This is a genomic window from Aggregicoccus sp. 17bor-14 (assembly GCF_009659535.1).
Classification (GTDB): domain Bacteria; phylum Myxococcota; class Myxococcia; order Myxococcales; family Myxococcaceae; genus Aggregicoccus.
Genome location: NZ_VJZZ01000003.1, coordinates 498,269 through 520,116, shown reverse-complemented (window position 1 = coordinate 520,116; position 21,848 = coordinate 498,269). Strand labels below are relative to the sequence as shown.

Genomic DNA, 21,848 nt, shown 5'->3' with positions numbered 1-21,848 from the left:
GAAATTTCGGGTGCTTAGGGTGCGTGGTAACTTCCGCGGCCTCCCAGATGGCCACGGACAGCGACTCCCCCAAGACTGCCCCCGAGGGCGCCGCACCGAGCTCGCAGGCGGCTGCGCCCGAGCTGCGCCTCATCGACCGGCGCGCCTTCGTGGGCTTTCCGCCCCTGCCGGTGGCGCCGGGCCTGGTCATCTCGGACTTCGGGCTGCAGATCCCGGACGTCTCGTTCCCCTTCAACGTGAGCGCCGGGCCCACGCGCTACCAGCGCAAGCGGTTGCTCTTCGGCTTCCTCGAGCTGACGGTGGATGCCGCGCTCGTGGCGCGCAAGGTGGCGGAGCTCACCGGGAGGCTCGCCGGGCTCGAGGAGCTGCGGCTGCACTTCCGCCCCGGCTACCTCGAGGGCCAGGCGCGGCTGCAGGCCCCGGAGCGCACGCCCATCACGTTCAAGGTGGCCTTCGACGGCGACGGCGAGCGGCTCGCGGTGTTCCTCTACGACGTGCGCCTCTACGGCTTCAGCGCGACGCCGGCGGCGCAGGTGCCCGCGCTGGTCTCCGAGGCGGTGGCGAGCCTGGGGCTGCTGCCCGAGGTGGAGGCGCGCGGCGCGAGCGGCTTCAGCGCGCGCGTGCTGCCCGCGCTGTGCCAGCTCGCCGCGGTGAGCCGCGGCTACAAGCTGCCCTCGCTGGACCAGGCGCGCCTCAGCGCCGCAGAGGTCTCGAGCGCGGGGCTGCGGCTGCGCTTCAGCGCGGGGGGGCTGCCGCCGCCCGCCACCGCGGACGAGGAGTTCCTGCTCGCGCTGGAGGGCGCGCGCGCGTTCGCGGACGCGGAGGCGCTGCTCGCGAGCGGGCGGCTCGCCGAGGCGCGGGAGGCCTACCTGCGCGCGGGCGATGCCCAGGACGCGCACCCCTTCGCGGCCGAGCGGCTGCTGTCACTGCTCGTCGCGGACCCCCAGGCGCACGACCTCGCGCTGGACGTGGCGGCGGCGCTGCTGCACCGGCGCGAGAAGAGCCCCGCGGCGCTGTGGGGCGAGGCGGTGGTGCGCGAGCGGCGCGGGGAGCGGGCGCGTGCCGCCGAGCGCTTCCTCGCGCTGTGCGCGCTGAGCCGCCGCTCCTCGGAGGAGGCAGCGGCCTTCTTCGCGGCCGAGGCCGCGGCGCGCTCGGCGCGCGACGAGGCGCCCCAGGTGGCGGTGCGCGCGCTGCACGAGCTGCTGGGCCTGCGCCCGGACCACCTGCCCAGCCTCAAGGCGCTCGCGCGCGCGAGCGACCAGGCCCGCGACCGCGCGGGGGCCGTGCGCGCCTACCGCCGGCTCGCCGCGCTCGCGAGAGACCCTGCCGAGGCCGCGGACGCGCACGTGCACCTCGCGCGCCTGTGCGCCCTCACCGAGGACGACGTGGCCGGCGCGCGCCTGCACTGCGAGGCCGCCCTGCGGCTGAGTCCCGACCTGCCGGACGCGCTGCTCCTGCTCGGCGAGCTGTGCCACCGCTCCGGCGAGCACCTGCGCGCGCTCAAGGCGCTGGACCGCCTGCGCGAGGTGGGCCTCGCGCGCCACGAGCTGGACCGCGTGGGCCAGGCGAACCTGCTCGCGGGCCGCGTGTGGGAGGAGGGGCTGAAGCAGCCCGAGAACGCGCTCTTGCGCTACCGCGAGGCGGTGAGCCTGCTGCCCGGTGAGCCCGAGCCGCTCTTCTGCGCCGCGCGCGTGGCGGAGGGGCTGGGCAAGCTGCAGGAGGCGCTGGGCGGCTACAGCCAGGCGCTCGAGCTCGCGGGCCCCGCGCCGCGCACCGAGGAGATCCGCCAGGCGGCGCACGCGAGCCACCACGCGCTCGCGCGCCTCTACCGCGGCCGGCTCGGAGACCCTGCGCGCGCGCGCGAGCACCTGGAGGCGGCGCTCGCGCTGGACCCGAAGGACGCAGCGGCGCTCGAGGAGCTCATCCCGTACTTCCGGGCGAGCGGCCGTGCGGACGCGCTCGCCGATGCGCTGGAGAAGGCGGCGCAGGTGACGGCGGACCCGCAGCGGCGCGCGACCCTGTGGGCCGAGGCCGGAGAGCTCGCGCGCGGGCGGCTGCAGCAGCCCGAGCGCGCCGAGCGGCTGCTGGCGAGCGCGCTCGAGGCGGACCCCGAGCACCGCGGTGCGCTGGAGGCGATGCTCGCGCTGGCGGAGAGCCGCCGGGACGGCCCCCAGCTCACCCGCTGCCTCACGGCGCTCGCGCGCCTCACCCCCGAGCCGCAGGAGCGCGCGCAGCGCTACCGCCGGCTCGCGGTGGCGGCGCGCGACCTCACCTTCGACCTGGACCTCGCGGCGCACGCGCTGCAGGAGGTGCTCAAGAGCGAGCCCGAGGACCTGCCCACACTGGGCGAGCTGTGCGCCCTGCAGCGCAAGCGCGCGGACATGGCGGGGCTCGCCTCCGCGCTCGAGGCGCGCGCGCGGCTCGCCGAGGCGCAGGGCGACAAGCGCCTCGCCTCCGCCGCGCTGCGCGAGCTCGCGGGCGTGCTGGAGGCGCGCCTGGGCCGGGTGGGCGAGGCGCTGGTCTCCCTGGAGAAGGCGGCGCGGCTCGCGCCCGAGCCCGGCGTGCTGCTGGAGCTCGCGGACCTCAGCTTGCGCTGCGAGCGCGCGGAGCACGCGCGGCGCGCGCTGGAGAGCCTGCTCTCGAGCCTGCCGCGCTCGGCGGCGCCCGAGCGGCTCGCCGAGGTGCGCGCGAAGCTGGGCCGCGCCTGCGAGCTGGCCGGGGACCGCGACGCGGCCATCGCCGCCTACGCGCAGGCCTTCCCGCTGCGCCGCCTGGACGACGCCCTCGCCGAGCGCCTCGAGGCGCTCTACACCGAGGCCGGCGCGGCGCAGGAGCTCTCGAGCCTGTGGGCCGCGCGCGCCGAGGCGCTCAGCGCCGCGGACCGGGTGCCCGAGGCGGCGCCCCTCTACCTGCGCGCCGCGCGCGCGCAGCTCGCCCGCAAGGACCGCGCGGGCGCCACGGCCCGGCTGCAGGCGGCGCTCGCCGCCCACCCCGAGGGGCCGCACGCCCCGGACGCCCTGGACCTGCTCGCGCAGCTCGCGCTCGAGGCGGGCGACAAGCCGGGTGCCGCGCGCCTCCTCGCGCGCCGCGCGGCCCTCACCCCCGAGCCTCGCGCTGCGGCGCGCCTGCTGATGCGCGCGGCGAGCCTGTGCGCCGGCACCGCCGAGGAGTCCTCCTTCCTCGCGGACGCGCTCTCGCGCGAGCCCGCCTTCGCGCCGGCCCGGGTGCGCCGCGCCGAGCTGCGGCTCGCCACGGACGCGCGCGGCGCGCTCGAGGACTACGCCGCGGTGCTCGCGCTGCCCCCGGGTGACGCGGACGCGCCCCAGGGCGGCGAGCGGCTCTCGCTCACCCGGCGCACCGCCCAGGCGGCCGCGCGCGCGGGGCAGGGCGAGGAGGCGCTGCGGCTGCTGGCCGACTACTGCGCCCAGGCCCCCGCGGACCTCGAGGCCCAGGGCGAGCTCGCGGAGCTCTACCGCCGCGCCGGGGCGCGCGAGGCGCTCGCGGAGCTGCTCGCGGGGCTGCTGCGCGCCCTGCCGGTGGAGCGCCGCGCCCCCGTGCGCCGCGAGCTGGTGGAGCTCGCCCTCGCCCTCGGGCGAGAGACCGTGGCGGTGGCGGCGCTGCGCGAGGCGCTCGCCGAGGCGCCCGGCGACGTGTGGGCGAGCCGCACCCTGCTGCCGCTGCTCTCCGAGGCGTCCGGTGAGGCGCCCGCCGCGCGCGCCGAGCGGCTCACCCTGCTGGACACGCTGGTGGAGGCCGCCGAGGGCGAGGCGCGCGTGGGGCTGCTCGCCCAGCGCGCCGCGCTGCACTACGAGGCCGGGCGCCGCGACCTCTCGCGCAAGGACCTCGTCCAGGCCGCGGCACTCGCCCGGGCCCCCGCGCCCTTCCTGCTCGCGCGCGCGCAGCTGGAGCGCGAGGAGGGCGACGCCGTGGCGGAGCTCGCGGCGTGGCGGCTCGCGCTCGCGGCGGACGCCGCGCTCGCCCCCCGTGCGCGCGAGCGCTTCCTCGCCCTGGGCGTGCTGCTCGGCCTGGCGGACGCGCGGGTCGCGGCGCGCGAGGCGCTGCAGGCGGCGCTCGCCCTGCCGCTGCCGCTCTCGGACGAGGACCGCTGCGAGGCGCAGCTCGCGCTCGCCGAGCTCGCCCGCCGCGACGGCGACACCGCGGCGCGACTCGCGGCGCTCGCAGAGGCGGCCCGCCAGGGCCCTGCGGAGCGCCGCGTGGAGGCGCTGCGCGAGTGCGCCGGGCTGCAGCAGGCGGCCGGTGCGCTCGCCGAGGCGGCCCGCAGCCTGCGCGCGCTGCTGCAGCTCTCCCCCCAGGACGCCCAGGCCCGTGCGGCCCTGCGCGCCTGCCTCGAGGGGCTCGAGGACTGGGAGGGGCTCGCCGCGCTGCTGGAGGCGCAGCGCGAGGCGCTGCCCGCGCCCGAGCGCTTCCGCCTGCACGTGGACCTGGGCCACCTCTACCTCGAGCGGCTCGCGCGGCCCGACGCGGCCGAGTCCGCGCTCTCGGCGGCGCTCGCGCTCGAGCCCGCGCAGCTGCCGGTGCGCCGCGAGCTGGTGGCGCTCACGCTGCGCCGCAAGGCACCCGTCGAGGCGGCGGGCCTGCTGGAGGCGGGCGCCGCGCTCGAGGGCGAGGCCCGCGAGGCGGCCTCGCTACTGCGAGAGGGCGCCCGGCACGCGCGCGCCGGGGGCGAGGATGCGCTCGCGCTGAGGCTCGCCCGCGCGGCGCACGCGCAGGTGCCGGCCGAGGGCGAGGCCCTGCGCGAGCTGGCCGAGCTGCTGGTGCGCCAGGGCGCGCTCGCCGAGGCGCTGCCGCTGCAGCGCGCGCTGTGCGAGGCGCTGGACCTCGAGGCGGCCCCGGAGGCTGCCCGCGAGGCCCTGCTCGCGCTGGGCCAGCTCGCCGAGCGTGCAAAGGACGCCGACGCCGCGCGCGCCACCTACCGCCGGCTGCTCGCAGCGCAGCCCGACTGCGAGCCCGCGGCGCTGCGGCTCTCGGCGCTGCTGGAGCGCGAGGACCCGCGCGCGGCGCTCGAGGTGCGCGTGGCGCTCGCCCGGGCCCTGCCCGCGACGCCGGCGCTCGCCGAGCGGCTCGCGGCGCTCGCGGCCGAGGCGCGCGAGTCCCTCGCCGACGTGGGGCTCGCGGCCTCGCTGCTCGCGCGCGCCGCCGAGCTCTCCGAGGCGCCGCTGCCGCTGCGCCGCCGCCTCGCCGACCTCTACCGCGACGCGGGCCGCACGCCGGAGCTGATGGCCGAGCTCACCCGCGTGGCCCAGCTGTGCCTCGCCGGGCAGGACGTGGTGGGCGCGGCGGACGCGTACGAGGAGCACGCGCTGCGGGCCGAGGAGCTGGGGCGCGCGGACGAGGCGCTGGAGACGCTGACGGCGCTGGGCGCGCTGCTGGTGGAGCGCGCGGAGCCCGCGCGCGCGGCCGGCTGCGAGCGGCGCCGCGCGGAGCTGCTGCGCGACGTGAAGCTGGACCTCGCCGGGGCAGGGGAGGCGCTGGAGCGCGCGCACGCCCTCCACCCGGAGCTGGCCACGGTGCAGCTGGGGCTCGCCCTCGCGCTGCGCCGCGACGACGCCGCGGCCGAGGCGCGCTGGCTGGAGCGCAGCGTGGCGCTGCTGCCGGTGGGCGCGGCGCAGGCCCGGGCGCTGCTGCGCCTCGGGCAGCTCTTGCTGGGACCGCTCGCGGACACGGAGCGCGCAGAGGCCGCGCTGCGCGAGGCGCTGCGCTGCGAGCCGGGCCTCGCCGAGGCGGAGCGGCTGCTCACCGAGCTGCTCGAGGGCGCGGGCCGCGTGGCGGAGCTCGCCGCGTGGCACGAGGAGTGCGCCGCGCTCGAGCCCTCCGCACCGAAGCGGGCCGAGCGCCTGCGGCGCGCGGCGGCGCTCTACCGCGAGCGCGCCGGTGCGCCCGAGGCGGCCGCCGTGGCGCTGCTGGCCGCGCGCGCCGCGACGCCGGACGACCTCGGGCTCACGGCGGAGGCCGCGGACCTGCTGCACGCGGTGGGGCGCGGCGCGGACGCGGCCGAGTTCGACGCGTTGCTGCTCGAGCAGGACCCCTTCCGCGAGCCCAGCTTCAGCCGGCACCGCGCGCACGTGGAGGCCACGGGCGACGCGCAGGCGCTCGCCGGGCTGCTGCTGCGGCGCGCCGAGCGCGAGGCGCCTGCGCAGGCGTGCGAGAGCTACCTCGCCGCGGCCGAGGCCTTCCGCTCGGCCGGAGCGCTGGAGCGTGCGCAGCTGTGCGAGGCGCAGGCCTTCGAGCTGCACCCGGCGAGCGACGCCGCCTTCGAGCGGCTGCGCGCGCGCAGCGAGGGGGACGCGCGGCGCACGGCGGAGGTGCTGCAGCAGCGCGCCCGGGCCCTGCCGCGCGAGCGCGCGCTGCCGCTGCTGCGCGAGCGCGCGGAGCGGCTGCTCGGCGCGGGCGAGGCGCTGCTGGCCGCCGAGGCCTACGACGCCTACCTCGTCCACGCGGACGCCGACATCGCCGCGCTCTCTGCGCGCGCCGAGCTCGCGGCCCAGGCCGGGGGCCCCACGGCCTCGCAGCCCTACGATCGCCGCCTCCTCGCCGTCGCCGGCGAGGCGCTGGCGATGCCCCTGCGGGTGCGCACGCACCTGCGCCTGGGGCATGCCTCGCTCGCGAGCGGGGCGCTGCACGACGCGGCGGACGCCTTCGAGGCGGTGCTCACCCTGGATGCGGAGGGACAGCGCGGCGAGGAGGCGCTGAACCTGCTCGCCGAGGTGCACGGGCGCACGGGCAACACCCGCGGCCTCTACCGCGCCTCCCTCAAGCTGGCCGAGCGCGCGCAGGGCCCCTCCGCCGAGGCGCTGTACCGCCGCGCGGCGGACCTCTTCGATGCCCCGAGCGAGGCGATCGACGCGCTGCTGCCGCTCGCGCGCCTGCGCCCCGCGGAGCCGGGCATCATCGACCGCGCCGCCGAGGGGCTGCGCGCGCTGGGCCGCTACGGCGAGCTGCTCGAGGTGTACGAGGCCGGGGCCGTGGCCGCCGGCGGCCGTCGCGCCGCGGAGCTGCTGCTCGAGGCGGCCTCCGTCGCCGCGCAGGAGCTCGCGGACGACGCGCGCGCGGGCGCCCTGCAGGAGCGCGCCGCCGAGGCGGACCCGGCGCACCTGCCGGCGCTGCAGGCGCGCGTGCAGCGGCTGCGCGCGCGCGGCGACGTGCCCGCGCTGCTCGCGGCGCTGCCGCAGCTCGCCGCGCTGCAGGGAGACGCCGCGGGTGCGCTGCGCCTCGAGCTCGCCCAGCAGGCGACGGCGCACGGCTCCCCGGACGTGGCGCGTAGCGCCCTCGAAGCGCTGGTGGCCGAGGGCCCCGCGACGGCCGCGTACGCGCAGGCGCTGGAGCTGCTCGCCCCGCTGGTGCAGGAGACGCCCGCGCGCCATGCCGAGCTGCTCGCGCTGCAGGCCTCGCTGCGCGAGGGCCGCGCGCGCGCCGAGCGGCTGCTCGCGGCGGCAGATGCCTTCGAGGCGGCGGGCGAGGCGGAGCGCGCGCTGGAGAGCCTCACCCTGGCGCACGCCGCGTCCGCGGAGGTGCTGCCGCCGCTCGCGCTCGTCCAGCGCTTCACCGGCCTGGGCGCGCACGCGCTCGCCTGCGAGGTGGGCTTCGCGGCGGCGCTCTCCGCGGGAGAGCCCGCGCTCGCGCTGCAGCTGGCCGAGCGCGCCGCGGACCCCGTGCGCGAGCGCGCGGCGCGCTGGGCGCTCGCGCTTCAGCCCGAGGCCCGAGAGGAGGCGGTGGAGGCGCTCGCCGCCGCGCTGCAGGCGGAGGCGGACGCCTCGGGGTTGCTGGAGCTCGCCGAGGGCCTCGCGCCCCAGCACGCCGAGCGCGCCCGCGGCCTGCGCACCGGGGTGCTGATGGACGACGCGGCGCCGCTCGCCCTGCGGGAGGAGGCGCTCTCGGCGCTGCTCGCGCGCGAGGGGCTCTCCGCGCGGCTGCTCGCGCTGCTGCCCGAGCTCGAGGTGCTCTCCGCTCCGCTGCTCGCGGCGGCGCGGGGGCTCGCGCTGCCCGAGCGGGGAGGCGTGCTGGAGCGCGCCGCCGAGGCCTGGAGCGCGCAGCGCGCGGCCCTGCTGCGCGAGCGCCTGCGCTGCGCCTACGAGCTGGGCGCGCTGCCGGCGGCCGCCGCCACGTTGGCCCGGCTCGCCGAGCTGCCCGAGGAGGCGCCCTACCGCGCCGAGCTGCTGCGCGAGCGCGGGGAGCTGCTCGCGGGTCCGCTGGCCGAGCCGGCCGCCGCGCGCGAGGCGCTGCGCGCGGCGCTGGCCCTGGACCCGGAGTGCCTCGCGGCGCTCGCGCTGCTGCTGCCGCTCACCCACCCGCGCGACGAGGCCGCCGCCTTCGTGGCGCTGGCCGAGGAGCTGGAGCGGCAGGTGGGGCCGCGCGCGCTCGCACCGCACCGCGAGCGGCTCGCGGACGCGCTGGAGGGGGTGGGCCGCCACGCGGACGCCGCCGCCCAGCTCGCCCAGCTGCCCGAGTCCCCGGCGCTGCTCGCCCGGCGCGCCGCGCTCGCCGAGCGCCTGGGCCACACGGCCGAGGCGCTGCAGCTGCGCGAGCGGCTGGCCGGCGACGACGCGGCGGCCCTGGAGGGCGTGCTGCGCGGCTACCTCGAGGCGCAGCTGCTGCCCTTCGCGGTGCGGCTCGCCGAGCGCCTGCTCGCCGGGGGCACCCCGGATGCGGGCCTGCAGCGCTTCGTGGCCGAGCGGCTCGCGCCCACGGCCGAGGGCGCGGCGCTCGCGGTGCGCCTGTGGCGCGCGCTGCTCGCGGCGCAGCCCGTGGACGCGGACGGCTGGACGCTGCTGGGCGAGGCGCTGGGCCGGCTGGGACGCTCCGCGGCCGCCCGGGCGGTGGACGGGCTGGGCGCGGCGCTCACGTCCAGTGGGCAGCCGGCGCCCCGCGCGCAGGCCGTGCCGCTCGCGCGCGCGGGCCGCTTCGTGCACCCCCTGCCCGCGGGCGCCCGCAGCGTGACGGTGGAGGCGCTGCCGCGCCTGCACGCCGCGCTGCAGCCCACGCTGGAGGCGCTGGGGGCGGCCGAGGTGCGGCTGGTGCTGGACCCGGCCGGCGGGGTGGAGGCGTGGCTCGCCGCGCCCGACACCCTGGTCCTGGGCGCCGGCGCGCTGGGCGTGTTCGGCCCGGTGGAGCTGGGCTTCCTCGCGGCGCTCGCGCTGGCGCTGGGTGAGGCGGGCCGCGCGCTCGCCACGCCGGGTGAGGCACCCGCGCTGGAGGAGGCCGCCGTGGCCGCCTTCCGGGCGCTGCCTGCGACGCTCGCGGCGTGCCGGGTGCTCGCCCACCTGGATGCCGGGGTGCGCGGCACGGACCCGGCGGCCGTGGACGTGGGGGCGGTGCTCGCGCAGAGCCCGGCCTTCCGCGCGCTCGCGCTCGCCGCGCTCGACCTCGCCCAAGTCGTGTAGCCTGGCGCGCAGCCATGCTGCGCTCCCCTCCGACCCGCTCTCTCGCGCTCGCCCTGCTCCCGGGCCTGCTGCTCTCCGGCTGCATCCAGGACAACACCGGTCCTGGCGACGCGGTGCTGGGCACCTTCACCTTCGAGGCGCGCCTGCTGCCGGACAGCGGCTGCCCCGCGGGAGACCTCCCGGCGGACGGAGGCCTGAGCTTCGACGCGGTCCTCACCCGGCGGGCGAACGACGCGGGCACCTCGCTGCTCGTCAACGGCGTGGCGCGCGAGGCGGGCTACGACGGGCAGACGCTCCACTCCGTCACCCGCGCCCTCGCGCCGGGCTTCGCGCGCACCTGCAACAGCGGCTGCGTGGTGGAGGCGCAGGAGACGCTGCAGCTGGTGGTGCTGTCGCAGAAGCAGCAGGAGCTGTACGGGCGCACCCGCAGCTGCGCGGACCTGCTGGACGGGGGCGTGCCCACGGACGGCGGCGCGAGCCCTCCGGGCCTGGACCCGGCGACCTTCGATGCCGTGCGCGCCTGCGGAGCCTTCACCACGCTGAAGCTTCCGGACGCGGGCTGCACCTGCGCGCAGTGCAGCATCGACTTCGCCGTCGAGGGCTCGCCCAAGGTGGCGCAGTGAGCGCGGCGCGCAAGGCGGTGGTGCTGCTGTCGGGAGGGCTGGACTCCACCACCTGCGTGGCGATGGCGCGCGCGGCGGGCTTCGAGCCGGTGTGCCTCGCCGTGGCGTACGGGCAGCGGCACGCGGTGGAGCTGGAGCGGGCGCGGGTGGCGGCGGCGGCGCTGGGCGTGAAGGACTTCCGCGTGGTGTCCGTGGACCTGCGGCAGGTGGGCGGCAGCGCGCTCACCGCGGACATCGCGGTGCCCAAGGACCGGCCGGACGGGGAGCTGGCGCACGGCATCCCCGTCACCTACGTGCCCGCGCGCAACACCCTCTTCCTCTCGCTCGCGCTGGGGCTCGCGGAGGTGGTGGGGGCGCAGGACCTCTTCATCGGGGTGAACGCGGTGGACTACAGCGGCTACCCGGACTGCCGCCCCGAGTTCATCCGCGCCTTCGAGCAGCTCGCGAACCTGGCGACCAAGGCGGGCGTGGAGGGCGCGCGCTTCACCATCCACGCGCCCCTCACCGGGATGAGCAAGGCGGACATCATCCGCGAGGGCGTGCGCCTGGGCGTGGACTACGGGCTCACCCACTCCTGCTACGACCCGGACCCGCAGGGGCGCGCCTGCGGCCGCTGCGACAGCTGCGTGCTGCGCCGCCGCGGCTTCGAGCAGGCGGGCGTGCCGGACCCCACGCCCTACGCCTCCGGAGCGCCGTGAGCCCCGCCGCGCTGCTCGTGCTGGCGGGCCTGCAGGCCGCCGCGCCCTCGGCCTCGCCGCTCGTCGAGGCGACGAGCGTGGTGAAGGACCTCGCGGTGGACCTGCGCTACGCGACGCCGCACAACTTCCTCGGCCGCGCGGTGTACCCCGAGAGCGCGCGCTGCCTGCTGCTGCCGGAGACGGCCCAGCGCCTGGAGCGCGCGGCCGAGCGGCTGCGGGCGCAGGGGCTGCGGCTCAAGGTGTACGACTGCTACCGGCCGCGCGCGGTGCAGTGGGAGATGTGGAAGCTGTTCCCCAAGCCCGGCTACGTGGCGGACCCGCGCCGCGGCAGCAACCACAACCGCGGGGCCGCGGTGGACCTCACCCTGGTGACGCGCGAGGGGGCGGAGGTGGAGATGCCCACCCCCTTCGACACCTTCTCGCCCGCCGCGCACCAGGGCTACGCGGGGGGCAGCGCCGAGAGCCGCAAGCACCGCGAGACGCTGCGCGCGGCGATGGTGGCCGCGGGCTTCACGATCAACCCCAAGGAGTGGTGGCACTACGACCTGCCGGGCGCGACGAAGCTGCCCGTGCTGGACGTGGCCTTCACGCCCTGAGCTAGCGCGCCTGACCTGCGGCGTGCTTCTCGTTGTCCACGATGCCGCGCGCGCCCTTCTTCTGGGCGCAGTGGGCGCAGCAGAAGAAGGTGCCCTGCGCCTCGATGCCGTGGCCGAGCACCTTGCAGCCACAGTGCGCGCAGATGGGCGCGAGCTTGTGGATGGCGCACTCGAAGCTGTCGAAGGTGTGGGTGACACCGGCCGTCACCACCTGGAAGGCCAGGTAGTAGTCGTTGCCGCAGACCTCGCACTGGGCCATGGGAGCCTCCTCGGAAGGATGAGCTCCAAGGGTGGGGGCGGGGGCGGGCGTGTGCCAGCGGGCTCGCGGGGCAGGGTGGGGTGCCTGCTGCACGAGCGGCGGGGCTAGCCGAAGAAGACCTGGGCCACGTTGAAGAACTCCTCGGGCACGCGCTTGAGCTCCTTCGTGGCGAGCGCGAGGTCCACGCTCACGATGTCGTTGCCCTTGAGCGCGGCCATCTTCCCCCACTCCTTGCGCGCGACCATGTCGCAGGCGTGCACGCCGTAGCGGGTGGCGAGCACGCGGTCGTGCGCCGTGGGGGCGCCGCCGCGCTGGATGTGGCCGAGCACGCTGACGCGGGTCTCGAAGCCGGTGCGCTTCTCGATCTGCTCGGCGACGAACTGGCCCACGCCGCCCAGGCGCGGGCGGCCCGCCTCGTCGAGCGCGCCGGAGGTGATGAGGTGCTCGGCCTGGCTCGGGTCCGACTTCACGCGCGTGCCCTCGGCCACCACCACGATGGAGAAGGTGCGACCGCCGGCGTGCCGGCGCTTGATGTGCTCGGCCACGCGGTTGAGGTCCGCCGGAATCTCCGGCACGAGGATGACGTCCGCGCCGCCCGCGATGCCCGCGTAGGTGGCGATCCACCCCACGTGCCGGCCCATCACCTCGCAGACGATGACGCGCTTGTGGCTCTCGGCGGTGGAGTGCAGCCGGTCGATCGCCTCGGTGGCGATCATCACGGCGGTGTCGAAGCCGAAGGTGAAGTCGGTGGCGTTGATGTCGTTGTCGATGGTCTTGGGCACGCCCACCACCGGGAGGCCCTCCTGGTGCATGCGCGTGGTCGCCGAGAGCGTGCCCTCGCCGCCGATGGCGATGATGGCGCCGATGCCGTTGCGCTCCACCGCGCGCTTCACCCGCTCCAGGCCGTTCTCCACCTTGAAGGGGTTGGTGCGGCTGGTGCCCAGGATGGTGCCGCCGCGGTGCAGGATGCCGCTCGTCGTCTCGCGCGTGAGCCGGAAGTGGCTGTCCTCGAGCAGGCCCTTCCACCCGTCGCGCAGGCCCATCATCTCGAACCCGTGCTCGGAGCCGCGGCGGACGACCGCGCGGATGACTGCATTGAGCCCTGGGCAATCCCCTCCACCGGTGAGGACGGCAACTTTCATAGGCCCTGAGGGTATGCCCGAACGCGGGGACCGGCAGCGCCTTTCCGCGGCGCGGCGCCCGTCACCTGACGCTCGGGCAGTACCCGGCGTTGCGCGGCGCCTGCCTGCCCAGCACCCGGCCCTGCGCCTCGTCCGGGAAGGGCCCCTGGCTCGATGCGGCGCGTGAGGCCGCCCACCGGGATGAAGGGCGAGCAGGCGCGGCGCGCGCGGCGGCTCCGCGCTCGCAGGGGAGCGGGGGGGATGGCGCGTGTGAGGGGGGCACCGGGGCGTGGCCTGGCCAACAGCGGCTGCAGACGCCACGTTCAGCGGACGCTTCCCGTGCTCTGAGGGCCCGCCGTGAACCTCCGCCTCTTCGCCTCCTCCCACGAGGCCTCGCTCGCCTGCGCCGCGCTCGTGGCGGATGCACTGCATGCCGAGCCCGACTGCGTGCTCGGCCTCCCCACCGGGCGCACCCCGCTCGGGGTGTACCGGGAGCTGGTGCGCCTGCACCGCGCCGGGCAGGTGGACTTCTCCCGCGCGCGCACCTTCAACCTGGACGAGTTCCTGGGGCTGCCCCGGGACGATCCGGGCAGCTTCCGCGCGTACATGGACCGGCAGCTCTTCCAACACGTGAACCTCGCGCCCGCGGCCATCGGCTTTCTCGATGGCAGGGCGGAGGACGCCGAGGCGGAGTGCGCGCGCTACGAGCGCGCGCTCGCGGACGCAGGCGGGCTGGACCTGCTGCTGCTGGGGCTGGGCGGCAACGGCCACCTCGCCTTCAACGAGCCCGCGGAGGCGCTGCAGGCGCTCACCCACCGCGTGCGCCTCACGCGCGAGACGCGCGTGGCGAACGCGGCCCTGTTCGGCGACGAGCCCTCGCGCGTGCCGCTGGAGGCGCTGACGCTGGGCATGCGCGCCATCCTCCACTCGCGCCGCGCGCTGCTGCTCGCCTTCGGGGAGTCGAAGGCCGAGGCCGTGCGGCAGCTGGTGCTCGGGCCGCTCTCCACGCGCTGCCCGGCGTCCCTGCTGCAGCTGCACCCGGAGGTGAACGTGTGGCTGGACCCGGCGGCGGCGCGGCTGCTGCCGGAGGACTTGAAGACGGGTGCGAATCCCTCATCCTGACCCTCTCCCAGAGGGAGAGGGGACGGTCAGGGCCTCGATGACGCCTGAAGCCGCGCGCCCCAGGTGGGCGCCCGCGCGGTGGTAGAGCCGCGGGTGGAAGGTGTGCAGCGAGCCGCCCTCGAGCGGCAGCACCTTGAGCTCGCGGCGGCGCAGCTCCTGCGCGATGAGGTGCTCGGGGAGCCAGCCGAAGCCGAGCCCCTGCAGGATGGCCTCCTTCTTCGCGGCGAAGCTGTTGAGGTGCACGGTGGAGCGCTGCTCGAGCGCACCGGTGCTCATCTGCAGGCGCGGGTCCGAGCCGCGCACGGTGAGCAGCAGGTGCTCGGCGAGGTCCGGCTCGCGCAAGGGGCCGCGGCGCCGGCGCGCGAGCGGATGGTCGCGGTGGGCGACGAGGCGCGCGCGCAGATCGGGCAGATGAATGGCCACCAGGCCCCCGAGCCGCGGCGGCAGGAGCGAGACCATCAGCTGCGCGCCCTCGCGCTCGAAGGCCTCCTCCACGCCGGTGAGGAACTCCGCCGAGACGTGGAAGCGGGTGTTCGCCCCTCGCGCGCGCAGGGCGCCCACGGTGCGCAGCAGGGGCTCGGCGGGGAAGATGCCGTCGAAGACGATGCGCAGCGAGGGCTCCCAGCCGGTCTTCATCTCCTCGCAGGCCACCAGCAGCTCGGCCTCGGCGGCGAGGAGGCGGCGGCAGTGGGCGAGCACGCGCTCGCCCTCGGCGCTCAGGCGGGTGCGGTAGCCATGCCGGTCCAGCAGCGCGAGCCCCGTCTGGCGCTCGAGCGACTGCACCGCGTAGAGCACCGCGGTGTGGCCCTTGTGCAGGGCTGCGGCCGCGGCCATGAAGGTCCCGTGGCGCGCGAGCGCGTCCAGGGCGCGGGCCTGTTCGAGGCTGACGTGCATGGCGGAGGCACATTGTGCATCCAACTCACAGTCATTGACGAAATATTGTGCTTTCCCTCTGCCCCCTCTCTCCGGTCAATGGTGGCTGGATTCCTGCGCCCCCGCTCCGGGGAGCGCCGGCCGGAAAGAGGATGGTCCCCATGGCTGCCAAGGCCCCGTTCCTGAACTTCACCGTCGATCACATGACGCTGCTGCTGCACCCGAAGCTCTACAACGTGGCCTACGCCGCGTTCCGGATCATCTTCGGGACCACGCCGGAGGACCTGCTCTACGAGAAGCGGCGTCCGGCGAAGGCGGGCGGCAAGGAGGTCTCGATGACCTTCGCGCAGCGCATGGGGCAGTGGAAGCCTTCGGGCAAGGACACGGACCCGCTCAACACCATCTTCGCGGTGGTGCAGCCCTCGGAGCCCGAGGGCGAGCAGTCGCACGTGCGCGACATGCTGGACGGGCACGAGTCCGTGGCGCACTGGCAGCACATCGCGCTGCGCACCCCGGACCTCATCGCGTTCCACAAGCACGCGGGCGAGCGCGGCGTGCAGTTCGTCACGCCCATCCTGAAGGACCCGGAGGAGAACCTCATCCAGGTGTTCTCCGGCGAGTGGTACTTCCCGGGCAGCAAGCCCACCGGCCTCTTCTTCGAGTTCCTGCAGCGCGAGCCCAGCGACGACGCGCTCGCGGAGATCCAGAAGGCGAACAAGCAGAGCTGGTTCCGCGACGAGACCTTCCTCGGCCTCTACGGCGAGAAGGAGCGCGAGTACCGCTCGGGCAAGGTCATCCCCTTCCTCTCCGAGGAGCTCTTCGAGGCGATCCACGCCCGCATCGGCAAGAAGCAGGTGTTCGAGATCACCGAGGAGGACCTCAAGGCGGTGGAGACGATGATGCTCGAGATGACCGCCAAGGCGAACAAGGCCAAGGCGAAGGTCTAGCGCGCAGGAAGCTTGCCGGGCGCAGCGGCCTGCGCCCGGCGCTTCGGTGCCCGCTTCACCGGGGCGGCGCGCGGCGTCGTGCCGCGCGCCGGCACCGCGCGCTTCGCTGCGGTATCCGTTCGCAGTGCGGCCGACGCGCGCGCCGGGCGCACGACCGCAGTCCCGGACGCAGCGGGGCGCAGCACCGCGGCCACGGGCGCGGCCGCAGGGGGCGGGGAGGGCCTCACCACGCGCTCGGGCGGCGGGCGCGTGCGGCCGTAGGCGCGCAGCACCTTGGCCACGTAGTACTCGGTCTCGCCGTTGCGCGGCACGCGGCCGTTCACGTTGCCCGGGCCCGCGTTGTAGGCGGCGATGGCGAGCGGGAGGCTGTCGAAGCGGCGCAGCTGCTCGGCGAGGTAGCGCGCGCTGCCGTCGATGGCCTGGGTGGAGTCGAAGGGGTCCTCCACGTCCATGAGGCGCGCCGTGCCGGGCATGAGCTGGCCGGGGCCCATGGCGCCAGCGGCCGAGATGCGGTGCACGCGCTTCTCGCTCTCCACCTCCACCAGCGCTTGCAGCAGCCCGCGCGGCAGGTGGTGGCGGCGCTCGGCGGCATCGATGAGGGGCTCGAGGTCCGGGTGGCCCACCACGAGGCAGCCTGGACGGTGGCGCGCGTAGGCTCCGAGCGCGTGCACCTTGGCCTCGAGGAAGAAGGGCGAGAGGGGGCTCACCACCGTGCCGCCGAAGAAGGCCACGGCGAGGTTGAGCAGCACGAGCGGCGCGAGCACGAGCGCCCCCAGCCACAGCCACCACGGAATGCCCGGCCCTCTGGCCCCTCGACGCGCCACCCGGACCCCTTAGGGCCAGTTCGGCGGAGGGTCCAACTTTGTGTCGCGCGGGGGCTTGGCCGCCCGAAGGATGCGGCCCGTGGTGCGCTCGCTCCAGTACACGTGCGTGGCGTCCATCGCGAAGCCCCAGCCGAAGCCGGGCGTCTGCGCCACGGTCTCGGCGATGCCGCTCGTCAGCGGCGCGCGCAGCACGGCCAGGCCGCGCTCGGGCAGCACCGCGAGCCAGTAGAGGTGGGTGTCGTCCGAGGCGAGCGCCACCACGCAGCCCGGCGAGGAGGTGAACGGGACGAGCGGACCGTACGAGCTCCACCGCACCTGGATGGGACCTCCGGGGCAGCTGTTCGGGTCCTGCGCCTCGGGCCGCAGCGCGACCCACAGCGGCGCGCCGGAGACTGGCTGATGAGACAGCGTCGCGACCACCATGCCCTCTGGAATCGAGGCAGCGGTCTCGGATCCACCGGCACCTGAGAGGTACGTGAGCTGGCGCGCCTGCCGATCCGCGAGGTAGACGCCCCCCATTGCTCCCGCGAGCACCCGGCCCTCACCCGGGCCCAGCAGGGACTGCGGTGTCCCGCTCCACGTCGAGACCTCGAGGAGCCCGTCCGGCGTGTCCACGTAGAGCGCGCCGTCCCCGAGCGTGAGCGCCTTCATGCTCAGCGGGCCCGGGCTCCAGCGGGCCTGGACCTCCCAGGAGGGCGGGTCGAAGGGACTTGCGAGCAGGGCGTCGCCCTCCGGCGTCGAGGCGACGACGAACACGCGGGGCGCGTCCACGGCGATGACGGGCTGCAGGCTGGGACCGCTCAGCACGGTCGTGGCCGGGCCGCCCGACTTCGGAGCGCGGCGCACCGCCGAGGGGCCCTGGTTCACCCAGTAGACCTCGCCGTCGCTCAGCCCGAGGCCCATCGGCACGCCCTCGCCCTCCGCGAGCACCTGCACCGAGCAGAGCGCGTCGAGACAGCCGGCGTCTGTTCCGCCGTCCGTCCCGGCGTCCGTGCCACCGTCGAGCCCCGCGGGGGCGCCTGCGTCGAGTGCGCCTCCGTCGGCGAGCGTGCCCCCATCTGGTGTGTGGCCGCCGCCGTCGGGCAGGGTGATGCCCCCGTCCGAAACGCGAATGCCGCCGTCGGGCAGGGTGATGCTGCCATCCGGCAGATCGACGTTGCCTCCGCCCCCTCCACCGCCCGCACCGCCGCCGCCGCCGCTCCCTCCGCCCGTGCCGGCCTGCGGGTCGGGCACGGGCGGCACGGGCGCACCCGGGAGGGGCGGGCCACCGGGGGAGGGGACGGCGTCATAGAAGCCGCAGGCAAAGAGGCCGCTCGCCAGGGCCATCCAGAGTGCCGCCGCGGTCGTGCGCAGGGAACGCATCGGGGCGAGGGGTAGCAAGTGCCCGGGGCGCGTGCTCGCCACGGCGCTCGCGCGCCGGAGCACTGGACACTCGCGGCACGGGGAACGTTCAGCAGGTGGCCGCGCCCTCCCGCCGTGCATACCTGAGAGGCGATGACCACGAAGGACAAGCGCCCCGAGTCGAAGGAGCCGCCGGCGAAGGAGCCGCCGCACCGCACGCCCACCGTGGAGGACCCCGCCCAGCGGCGCGCCCCCGCCGAGGCGCCGCCCGCGCCGGACGAGGATGCCCCCGAGCCTCCGGTGAAGGAGCCCACCGGGGGCGCGAAGCCCGTGAAGGAGCCGGGCAAGGGCGGACCCCCGATGAAGGCCTGAGCGCACGCGCGTCCAGTGCGTGCGCTGCGCCCTTGACAGGCAGGGAGGGGAGGCCGAAAAGCCAGCGCAGGCGCGCGCCCGCTCTCCCGTGAGAGCTCCGGCGGCAGCGCGCCAGGAGCCCTGCCCGTGAAGCTCGCCACCCTGCACGACGGAACCCGCGACGGAAAGCTCATCGTCGTCACGCGCGACGGTGCGCGCTACGCGCCCGCCACCGGCATCGCGCCGCACCTGCAGGCCGCGCTGGACGCGTGGGACGCCACCGAGCCGAAGCTGCGCGCGCTCGCGCAGCAACTGGAGGCCGGGCAGGTGAAGGGCGAGCCGGTGGACGTGTCCATGCTGCGCTCGCCGCTGCCGCGCGCCTACGAGTGGATCGACGGCAGCGCCTACCTCAACCACGTGCGCCTGGTGCGCAAGGCGCGCAACGCAGAGCCGCCGCCCACGCTGGAGACCGACCCGCTCGTGTACCAGGGCGGCAGCAGCGAGTTCCTGGACCCCACCGGCCCCATCCGCTGCGCGGACGTGAGCTGGGGCTTCGACTTCGAGGGCGAGGTGGCGGTGGTGCTCGGCGACGTGCCGCAGGGCACGAAGGCGCGCGATGCGGGGCGCTACGTGCGCCTGGTGATGCTGGTGAACGACGTGTCCCTGCGCAACCTCATCCCCAACGAGCTGGCGAAGGGCTTCGGCTTCTTCCAGAGCAAGCCCGCGAGCGCGTTCAGCCCCTTCGCGGTGACGCCGGACGAGCTGGGCGAGGCCTGGCACGACGGGCGCGTGCACCTGCGGCTGCGCTGCACGCTCAACGGCAAGGTGGTGGGGGACACGGACGCGGGCCCCGAGATGCACTTCTCCTTCTTCGACCTCGTGCAGCACATCACCAAGACGCGCGGCTACACCGCGGGCACCATCCTGGGCTCGGGCACGGTGTCCAACGAGGACCGCGCGCGCGGCATCTCCTGCCTCGCGGAGGTGCGGATGATCGAGACCATCGAGCAGGGGGGGCCCAAGACGCCCTTCATGAAGCCCGGGGACCGCATCCAGATCGAGATGCTCGATGCCGCGGGCACCAGCGTGTTCGGCCGCATCGACAACACGGTGGTGGCGGCGTGAGCGGCGCGGGCCCGGAGTCCCTGCGGCTGCACGGCTACTGGCGCAGCAGCTGCAGCTGGCGCGTGCGCATCGCGCTCAACCTCAAGGGGCTCTCCTACGAGTACGTGCCGGTGCACCTGCTGCAGGACGGCGGGCAGCAGCACACCGACGCCTACCGCGCGAAGAACCCGATGCGCACGGTGCCCGTGCTCGAGCTGAAGGACGCGAGCGGCCAGACGCAGTACCTCTCGCAGTCGCTCGCCATCCTGGAGTTCCTCGAGGAGCGGCACCCGAGCCCCGCGCTGCTGCCCACGGACGCGTTCGCGCGCGCGCGGGTGCGGATGCTCGCGGAGATGGTGAACTCGGGCATCCAGCCGCTGCAGAACCTCTCGGTGATGCAGCACGTGAAGGGGCCGCTGGGCCAGGACGACAAGGCGTGGAGCGCGCACTGGATCTCGCGCGGGCTCACGGCGCTGGAGCAGAGCCTGGGCGCGAGCGCGGGGCGCTACTGCGTGGGCGACAGCGTCACCCTCGCGGACGTGTGCCTCGTCCCGCAGCTCTTCGCCTCGCGCCGCTTCGGGGTGGACGTGGCGTCCTACCCGCTGCTCGCCCGCATCGAGGCCGAGTGCGAGAAGCTGCCCGCCTTCCAGGCCGCGCACGCGAGCCGGCAGCCGGACGCGGTGCCCGCCTAGGTCCTCCAGGCGACAGGGGGAGGGTGGGTATTCACCCAGGGCGGAAAATTGCGTAGGATGCTCCTGAAGCACCTCGCAGGAGCCACACCATGGCAACGTCTTCCTCTGGCCTGCTCCCCAGCATCCTCGTCGTCGACCACCGCAGTGAGGTGCAGCAGGCGCTGTGCCTCGCGCTCACCGCGCATGGCTACGAGGTGCACACCGCCGTGGACCTCGGAGAGGCGCTCGAGCGCATGGAGGGGCTCGCGCTGCCGCGGCTGGTGGTGCACGACGTGCGGCTGCTGCAGCCGGCGGACGACGAGCTCGTCCCGCGGCTGCACCGCAACGAGGCGCTGGGCACCCTGGCGGCGATCTTGGGCAGCGAGAGCTCGGCGCAGGAGTCCGAGGAGTCCTTGAGCATGCGCCACCCGCTGCGGCTCTCGGAGCTGCTCGCGCTCGCGCAGCGCAGCAGCCGCGGGCTGCTCGCCCCGTGGCGCGAGACCGACGGCGCGCGCGCGTAGCGCTCAGGCGCTCGGCGCGGGAGCGCTGGGGCTCCGGGGCAGCTCGATGCGGAAGGTGGTGCCCTCGCCGGGGGCGCTGTGCACCTCGAGGTGTCCCTGGTGCTGCACGACCGCGTGCTGCACCAGCGCGAGCCCGAGGCCGGTGCCGGTGGCGCGCGTGGTGAAGAAGGGCTCGAACATGCGCGCGCGCACCTCGGGGGTGATGCCCATGCCCTCGTCCTCCACCTCGAGCTGGGCGCCGCGCGAGGTCTCCTGCAGGCGCAGGGTGAGGCGGCCTCCGGCGGGCATGGCCTGGGCGCCGTTGAGCGCGAGGTTCACCAGCGCCTGGCGGATGAGGCGCGCGTCGAAGGAGATGCGGGGCATCTCGCCGTGCAGCTCCACGCTGACCTCCACCTGCGGCGGCAGGTGCGCGCTCACGGCCTCCTTCACCTCCTCCACCAGGGCCCAGAGGCACAGCGGCTCGAAGCTGGGCGCGGTGGGGCGCCCGAAGTGCAGGAGCTCCTCCACCAGCTGGTTCATGCGCTTGAGCTCCTGGCCCATCGCGCGCAGCGCCTGGCGGCGCAGCTCCGGCTCGGCGTTCTCGCGCCGCTCGAGCAGGGCGTGCGCGTTGCCGAGGATGGCGAGCGGGTTGCGCAGCTCGTGCGCGAGCACCGCCGTCATCTCACCGAGCGAGGCGAGGTGGCCGCGCTGGGCGAGCTGCGTCTGGTTGCGCGCGAGCTCGGCGCTGGCGAGCCGCAGCTCCTCGTAGAGCTGGGCGTTCTCGGCGCTCACCGCGCGCTGGCGCGCGAGCAGGCGCTGGCTCTCCACGGCGGCGGCGAAGTGGCTGGCCATGGCGTGCAGCAGCTCGAGCTGGGCGGGGTCCAGGCGGCGCGGCTGGCGGAAGGTGACGTTGAGGCAGCCGAGCACGCGCGCGTGGATCTGCAGGGGCACCGCGGCCTCGGCCCAGTAGCCGGTGTGCGCGAGGATGGCCTGCGCGGCGGGGGCGAAGTCCTCGCGCAGCCAGGAGCGGGCGCGGCCGTCCGCCACCACCTGGGCAGTGAGGGTGTCGCGCGTGGGGAGCGCCGCCCACAGCGCCTCGCCCTCCGGCGTGAGGCCGCGCCGGTGCGCCACCACGCGCTCGCCCGTGACGGGGTCCAAGAGCAGCACGCCCATCCCGTCCGCCGAGAAGGCGTGCATCAGCTCGGTGCCGGCCTCCTGGAAGAGCGTGCACACGTCCGCGGCCGTGGCGGCGAGGAAGGCGATGCGGTTGAGGGCCGCGAGCTGGTACTGGCTCACCGTCAGGTTGCTCGCTGTGCGCATCGGGTGGCCCCCTCTTCCGCCGCGGTCGCGGCGGCGCGGCAGCCTACAGCAGCCGGGGGGAAGCGCACACGGGGGGCGTCCTCCAGGACAAGTGCAGGAC

The 21,848-nt window shown here is 76.2% G+C and carries 16 protein-coding genes; 10 read left to right on the top strand and 6 right to left on the bottom strand.

Going from position 1 to position 21,848, the window contains the following annotated elements; translation table 11 throughout:
- Positions 1-23 precede the first annotated feature (23 nt).
- Genes FGE12_RS08710 through ddpX form a run of 4 tightly spaced genes read left to right on the top strand, consistent with a single transcriptional unit; the run spans position 24 to position 11,315 of the window.
- Positions 24-9,398 (top strand): flagellar hook-length control protein FliK, encoded by a 9,375-nt coding sequence (locus FGE12_RS08710; protein WP_370458923.1) that lies wholly within the window; start codon positions 24-26, stop codon positions 9,396-9,398.
- 14 nt (positions 9,399-9,412) lie between these two features.
- The gene (locus FGE12_RS08705) at positions 9,413-10,021 is read left to right on the top strand and encodes a hypothetical protein (protein ID WP_153865916.1); all 609 of its coding nucleotides are present in this window, start codon (positions 9,413-9,415) and stop codon (positions 10,019-10,021) included.
- Positions 10,018-10,719: a 7-cyano-7-deazaguanine synthase QueC gene (queC, locus tag FGE12_RS08700; RefSeq protein WP_194797709.1), complete on the top strand. Its 702-nt coding sequence runs from the start codon at positions 10,018-10,020 to the stop codon at positions 10,717-10,719. The genes FGE12_RS08705 and queC overlap by 4 nt, the downstream gene beginning before the upstream one ends.
- Entirely contained in the window at positions 10,716-11,315 is a 600-nt protein-coding gene (gene ddpX, locus FGE12_RS08695) for a D-alanyl-D-alanine dipeptidase (RefSeq protein ID WP_370458922.1), read from the top strand. The genes queC and ddpX overlap by 4 nt, the downstream gene beginning before the upstream one ends.
- 1 nt (position 11,316) lies before the next feature.
- Here the strand turns inward: ddpX and FGE12_RS08690 are convergent, their stop codons facing one another.
- Entirely contained in the window at positions 11,317-11,574 is a 258-nt protein-coding gene (locus tag FGE12_RS08690; protein ID WP_153865915.1) for a hypothetical protein, read from the bottom strand.
- Between the two features lie 104 nt (positions 11,575-11,678).
- On the bottom strand, positions 11,679-12,716 hold the full coding sequence (locus FGE12_RS08685) for a 6-phosphofructokinase (RefSeq protein ID WP_153865914.1): 1,038 nt from the start codon (positions 12,714-12,716) through the stop codon (positions 11,679-11,681).
- A 336-nt stretch (positions 12,717-13,052) separates the two neighbouring features.
- Here FGE12_RS08685 and nagB point away from each other — a divergent pair, with 336 nt between their 5' ends.
- The gene (gene nagB, locus FGE12_RS08680) at positions 13,053-13,817 is read left to right on the top strand and encodes a glucosamine-6-phosphate deaminase (RefSeq protein ID WP_194797708.1); all 765 of its coding nucleotides are present in this window, start codon (positions 13,053-13,055) and stop codon (positions 13,815-13,817) included.
- On the opposite strand, the gene FGE12_RS08675 is transcribed toward nagB, so the two are convergent.
- A complete protein-coding gene (locus tag FGE12_RS08675; protein ID WP_153865913.1) occupies positions 13,809-14,711 on the bottom strand; it encodes a LysR family transcriptional regulator in 903 nt (300 codons plus the stop codon). The two genes, nagB and FGE12_RS08675, sit on opposite strands and share 9 nt — an antisense overlap.
- 140 nt (positions 14,712-14,851) lie before the next feature.
- Here FGE12_RS08675 and FGE12_RS08670 point away from each other — a divergent pair, with 140 nt between their 5' ends.
- Positions 14,852-15,637: a hypothetical protein gene (locus tag FGE12_RS08670; RefSeq protein ID WP_153865912.1), complete on the top strand. Its 786-nt coding sequence runs from the start codon at positions 14,852-14,854 to the stop codon at positions 15,635-15,637.
- Here the strand turns inward: FGE12_RS08670 and FGE12_RS08665 are convergent.
- Positions 15,634-16,461, bottom strand: coding sequence for a lytic transglycosylase domain-containing protein (locus FGE12_RS08665; RefSeq protein WP_370458921.1), 828 nt, complete (start codon positions 16,459-16,461; stop codon positions 15,634-15,636). The genes FGE12_RS08670 and FGE12_RS08665 overlap by 4 nt on opposite strands.
- Positions 16,462-16,470: 9 nt before the next feature.
- Complete coding sequence (locus FGE12_RS08660) at positions 16,471-17,787, bottom strand: hypothetical protein (protein ID WP_153865911.1); 1,317 nt, start codon at positions 17,785-17,787, stop codon at positions 16,471-16,473.
- A gap of 168 nt (positions 17,788-17,955) precedes the next feature.
- Between FGE12_RS08660 and FGE12_RS08655 the strand changes: the two genes are divergently transcribed.
- The 4 genes from FGE12_RS08655 (at position 17,956) to FGE12_RS08640 (ending at position 20,449) form a co-directional block, all read left to right on the top strand.
- Complete coding sequence (locus tag FGE12_RS08655; protein WP_153865910.1) at positions 17,956-18,174, top strand: hypothetical protein; 219 nt, start codon at positions 17,956-17,958, stop codon at positions 18,172-18,174.
- Positions 18,175-18,300: 126 nt separating this feature from the next.
- The gene (locus FGE12_RS08650; RefSeq protein ID WP_194797707.1) at positions 18,301-19,278 is read left to right on the top strand and encodes a fumarylacetoacetate hydrolase family protein; all 978 of its coding nucleotides are present in this window, start codon (positions 18,301-18,303) and stop codon (positions 19,276-19,278) included.
- Positions 19,275-19,949 (top strand): maleylacetoacetate isomerase, encoded by a 675-nt coding sequence (gene maiA, locus FGE12_RS08645; RefSeq protein ID WP_370458920.1) that lies wholly within the window; start codon positions 19,275-19,277, stop codon positions 19,947-19,949. The genes FGE12_RS08650 and maiA overlap by 4 nt, the downstream gene beginning before the upstream one ends.
- Before the next feature lie 89 nt (positions 19,950-20,038).
- Positions 20,039-20,449, top strand: a complete 411-nt coding sequence (locus FGE12_RS08640; RefSeq protein ID WP_153865908.1) for a hypothetical protein — start codon at positions 20,039-20,041, stop codon at positions 20,447-20,449.
- Between the two features lie 3 nt (positions 20,450-20,452).
- On the opposite strand, the gene FGE12_RS08635 is transcribed toward FGE12_RS08640, so the two are convergent.
- Complete coding sequence (locus tag FGE12_RS08635) at positions 20,453-21,748, bottom strand: ATP-binding protein (RefSeq protein WP_153865907.1); 1,296 nt, start codon at positions 21,746-21,748, stop codon at positions 20,453-20,455.
- Positions 21,749-21,848: the final 100 nt, after the last annotated feature.

Coding starts and splice junctions, on each gene's coding strand:
- FGE12_RS08670 (WP_153865912.1), top strand. CDS start 14,852: ATGGCTGCCAAGGCCCCGTTCCTGAACTTCACCGTCGATCACATGACG.
- FGE12_RS08660 (WP_153865911.1), bottom strand. CDS start 17,787: ATGGCCCTGGCGAGCGGCCTCTTTGCCTGCGGCTTCTATGACGCCGTC.
- FGE12_RS08685 (WP_153865914.1), bottom strand. CDS start 12,716: ATGAAAGTTGCCGTCCTCACCGGTGGAGGGGATTGCCCAGGGCTCAAT.
- FGE12_RS08690 (WP_153865915.1), bottom strand. CDS start 11,574: ATGGCCCAGTGCGAGGTCTGCGGCAACGACTACTACCTGGCCTTCCAG.
- FGE12_RS08635 (WP_153865907.1), bottom strand. CDS start 21,748: ATGCGCACAGCGAGCAACCTGACGGTGAGCCAGTACCAGCTCGCGGCC.
- FGE12_RS08655 (WP_153865910.1), top strand. CDS start 17,956: ATGACCACGAAGGACAAGCGCCCCGAGTCGAAGGAGCCGCCGGCGAAG.
- FGE12_RS08640 (WP_153865908.1), top strand. CDS start 20,039: ATGGCAACGTCTTCCTCTGGCCTGCTCCCCAGCATCCTCGTCGTCGAC.
- FGE12_RS08675 (WP_153865913.1), bottom strand. CDS start 14,711: ATGCACGTCAGCCTCGAACAGGCCCGCGCCCTGGACGCGCTCGCGCGC.
- FGE12_RS08705 (WP_153865916.1), top strand. CDS start 9,413: ATGCTGCGCTCCCCTCCGACCCGCTCTCTCGCGCTCGCCCTGCTCCCG.